Source organism: Flavobacterium sp., from assembly GCF_044338735.1.
In the GTDB taxonomy this organism is placed as follows: domain Bacteria; phylum Bacteroidota; class Bacteroidia; order Flavobacteriales; family Flavobacteriaceae; genus Flavobacterium.
Genome location: NZ_JBIIWV010000196.1, coordinates 1 through 3605 on the forward strand (window position 1 = coordinate 1; position 3605 = coordinate 3605).

Below are 3605 nucleotides of genomic sequence, written 5' to 3' on the forward strand. Positions count from 1 at the left end.
TAGACTAACCATTCGTTCTGTTCCAAATTTTTCCACACAAAAAGAGGCTAAATTTGAACCCTGAATGATTGCTGTTTTCATGGTGTTGAAAGAAATATCGCCTTGTTGTGCAATAAATCCTGAGAAACCTCCTGCAAATGTATCTCCAGCGCCTGTTGGATCAAAAACATCTGCTAATGGCAATGCTGGAGCAAAGAAAATGTGTTCGTTATGGAAAATTAACGCTCCGTGTTCTCCTTTTTTAATTACGACATATTTTGGACCCATGGTATGAATTTTAGCAGCCGCTTTTACTAAAGAATATTCTCCAGATAACTGACGTGCTTCTTCATCATTGATAGTAATTACATCTACACGTTTAATAACATCTAGCAATTCGGGTAAGGCACAATCCATCCAAAAATTCATGGTATCAAGAACCACTAATTTAGGCGTTGTAGTCATTTGATTTAAAACACCCGTTTGAACTAGTGGGTGTAAGTTTCCGAGCATTACTACTTCGGCATTTTTAAAATCTTGTGGAACTACCGGATTAAAATCAGCCAAAACATTTAATTCTGTAGCCAATGTATCTCTTGAGTTCATATCATTGTGGTAACGACCGCTCCAAAAGAAGGTTTTTCCTCCTTTTACGATTTCGATTCCTGAAATATCAATGTTTCTTGCGGTCAATAAATCCAGGTATTCTTGTGGAAAATCTTCTCCAACTACTGAAACGATTCCTGATTTTACATTAAAATGCGAAGCCGAAAGTCCTATAAAAGTTGCAGCGCCTCCTAAAATTTTATCGGTTTTACCAAAAGGTGTTTCGATAGCGTCAAAAGCAACCGTACCTACAATTAATAATTTGTTCATTAAATTGAAATTGAAATAATAGGCAAAGATAAAACTTTAGTTTCAAAGTTTAAAGTTTAAAAGTTATTCTTTACAACAACTTTACTTGTTTTCTCTGCAAAAGGAAACCATCAACAATAGTTCTTGCGGCATTGCTTAAAGAGTTATTCACAGCTTATGCATTAGCAAAAAATACTTTTAAATAAATTGAAATAATTTAAAAAATACGTAATTTTAGTTCGATAAAAAGATAAATGCGTGCTAGACAAGTTTATTTAGTATTAAATCATTAAAATAAATAATGGTAATTATAACAATTATTAATGTAATTCGTAGTGATAGATAACTTGATTATGTAGTATTTTTGATAAACTAATCAAATAAAAGTATGAAAAAAATTATTGTAGTAGTTGTATTCTTAATGAGTGCCAACTTAATTTATTCGCAAGATTATGTAGATATTGTAAAATTATCTACAAATAATGCAACACTAGGCAACATTGATAATAATTATGAAACCAGCGTAAACAACTTGAACATGGAAGTTTACTATCCAAAAAAATTATCAGACAAAGCCGTCTTATTAACCGGTTTTACCGTTGAAAATACACGATTAAACTTAAGTCCAAGCTCTGATAGAAGCAGCTTAACCATGACGCGTTTAAATCTAGGAATGAAATACCAACATTCTGAGAAATGGTCTGGAACCTATGTTTTTCTTCCAAAAATTGCCTCAGATTTTGACAATATTGGATCTAATGACTTCCAATTTGGAGGTATAGCAGTTTTAGATTATCAATATAGTGAATCCTACAAAATTAAATTTGGAATGTATGCTTCTTCTGAAAATCACGGATCAACAATTACACCATTAATTGGATTATGGCACCGATCTAAAGACAATAAATTTTATATTAATGCCACTTTACCAATTCGTATGGATGCTAATTATGCGTTATCAAAAAATTTCAGCGTTGGTTCTGATTTAGCAACTTCTATTAAATCATATAATCTTTCCGAATTAAATTCTGACAATTATGTTCAAGAGGAATCCATTCGCTTTGCGCTTTATGCAGCACTTGGTTTAATGGATAATTCAATTATTTTAAGAGGAAAAGTAGGATTTGATACCACAGATTATGGCGTTTTTAACAGTAATCAAAAGGTAGGCGCACAAGTTTTAACGTTCCCACTGAGCACAGATAAAAGAAATCGACTTAATTCAGAATTTGATTCTTCACTTTATGTAGGATTTGATGCAATTTATCGATTTGATTTAACCAAAGAAACAAAATAATAAAGGGAGCTGAAAAGCTCCTTTTTTTATCTATTTACAACAACTTTTCATCTTCTCTTTCATAAAACTCATCAATAGACAATTGTTCTTGTTGCGAAGCCATAACCGCTAATGCATCACAGCGTTCGTTTTGTGGATGACTGTTGTGTCCTTTAACCCATTGAAAATCAACTTGGTGTTGGCGATAAATTTTTAAGAAACGCAGCCACAAATCGGGGTTTTTCTTCGCTTTGAAGTTGATTTTTTCCCATTGAAATACCCAACGTTTTTCTACGGCATCTACCACATATTTAGAATCAGAAACGACCAAAACTTTCGTTTTTGGGTTTTTTAATTTTTCTAAACCTACAATTACCGCTAATAATTCCATTCTATTATTAGTGGAAATGCGAAAACCTTCGTAAAATTCTTTTTTATACGGCGTTCCTACGAGTTCAATTACCACGCCATAGCCCGCCGGACCAGGATTTCCCTTGGCAGCACCGTCTGTGTATATGTGGACTTCGTGACTCAAGTAAAAAGTGATTAGTGATTAGTGATTAGCTTTCCTATAACTTCAGGAAAATATTGATGTTCTAGCTCGTGTATTTTGTGTGCAATTTCTTCAGCCGTATTACAATTTTCAATATTTACTGCTTTTTGAAAAATAAATTCGCCTTCGTCATAATGTTCGTTTACAAAATGAATAGTAATTCCGGTTTCTTGTTCTTTATTATCTAAAACGGCTTCATGCACATGCATTCCATACATTCCTTTTCCGCCATATTTTGGCAACAATGCTGGATGAATATTGATCACTTTTGTATATTTCTTTAATATAGATTCGGGAAATTTTAATAAAAATCCGGCCAAAACAATTAAATCGGGCTGAAACTGCTGCAATTTTTCGAGTACAAAACCTTCATTTAATTGCGCTTTTGAAAAAACAACCGATGGAATGTTATGGTTTTTTGCTCGATCTAACACTTTGGCATCGGCCTTATTAGAAAAAATAGCAACTACTTTTGCATTTTCACTATTTTTAAAATAATTAATAATTTCTTCGGCGTTTGAACCATTACCAGAAGCGAAAAGCACAATATTCTTCATTTATAAATAATTTCTTTCCACAAAAAAAAGCATAATATTTGGTAAAAAATAAAAAAAAGAAGCCTTTATGAATTATTTTTTTTAAATTCGTTGTCATATTTAGCAACAAAAAGGTGGTTTTAAAATAAAGTTTTTTATTTTTGCCAACAAATTAAATTAAAAAATAAAAGATTATGTCAGACATTGCATCAAGAGTAAAAGCGATTATCGTAGACAAATTAGGTGTTGACGAAAACGAAGTTGTAACAGAAGCAAGCTTCACAAATGATTTAGGAGCTGATTCATTAGACACTGTTGAGCTTATTATGGAGTTCGAAAAAGAATTTGATATTCAAATTCCAGACGACCAAGCGGAAAACATTGCTACTGTAGGTCAAGCTATCTC

At 32.3% G+C, this 3605-nt stretch carries 5 protein-coding genes; 2 read left to right on the top strand and 3 right to left on the bottom strand.

Annotated features, from left to right (window positions below; all coding sequences use genetic code 11):
* A partial coding sequence (locus tag ACIQZC_RS09920; RefSeq protein WP_396139064.1) for a PfkB family carbohydrate kinase occupies positions 1–855 on the bottom strand: 855 nt, incomplete at its 3' end.
* Positions 856–1222: 367 nt separating this feature from the next.
* Between ACIQZC_RS09920 and ACIQZC_RS09925 the strand changes: the two genes are divergently transcribed.
* Positions 1223–2131 (top strand): DUF6268 family outer membrane beta-barrel protein, encoded by a 909-nt coding sequence (locus tag ACIQZC_RS09925; protein WP_396139065.1) that lies wholly within the window; start codon positions 1223–1225, stop codon positions 2129–2131.
* A 34-nt stretch (positions 2132–2165) separates the two neighbouring features.
* Here the strand turns inward: ACIQZC_RS09925 and ACIQZC_RS09930 are convergent, their stop codons facing one another.
* Positions 2166–2645 carry a ribonuclease HI gene (locus ACIQZC_RS09930; protein ID WP_396139066.1) on the bottom strand — a complete coding sequence of 160 codons (480 nt, stop codon included), beginning with the start codon at positions 2643–2645 and terminating at the stop codon, positions 2166–2168.
* A gap of 11 nt (positions 2646–2656) precedes the next feature.
* Entirely contained in the window at positions 2657–3220 is a 564-nt protein-coding gene (purN, locus tag ACIQZC_RS09935) for a phosphoribosylglycinamide formyltransferase (protein WP_396139067.1), read from the bottom strand.
* Between the two features lie 173 nt (positions 3221–3393).
* On the opposite strand from purN, the gene ACIQZC_RS09940 reads away from it, so the two are divergent.
* On the top strand, positions 3394–3605 hold a 212-nt coding region (locus ACIQZC_RS09940), incomplete at its 3' end, for an acyl carrier protein (RefSeq protein ID WP_396139068.1).

Bases quoted from the DNA above. Each gene is read 5' to 3' on its own strand.
- ACIQZC_RS09925 (WP_396139065.1), top strand. From the start codon at position 1,223: ATGAAAAAAATTATTGTAGTAGTTGTATTCTTAATGAGTGCCAACTTA.
- purN (WP_396139067.1), bottom strand. From the start codon at position 3,220: ATGAAGAATATTGTGCTTTTCGCTTCTGGTAATGGTTCAAACGCCGAA.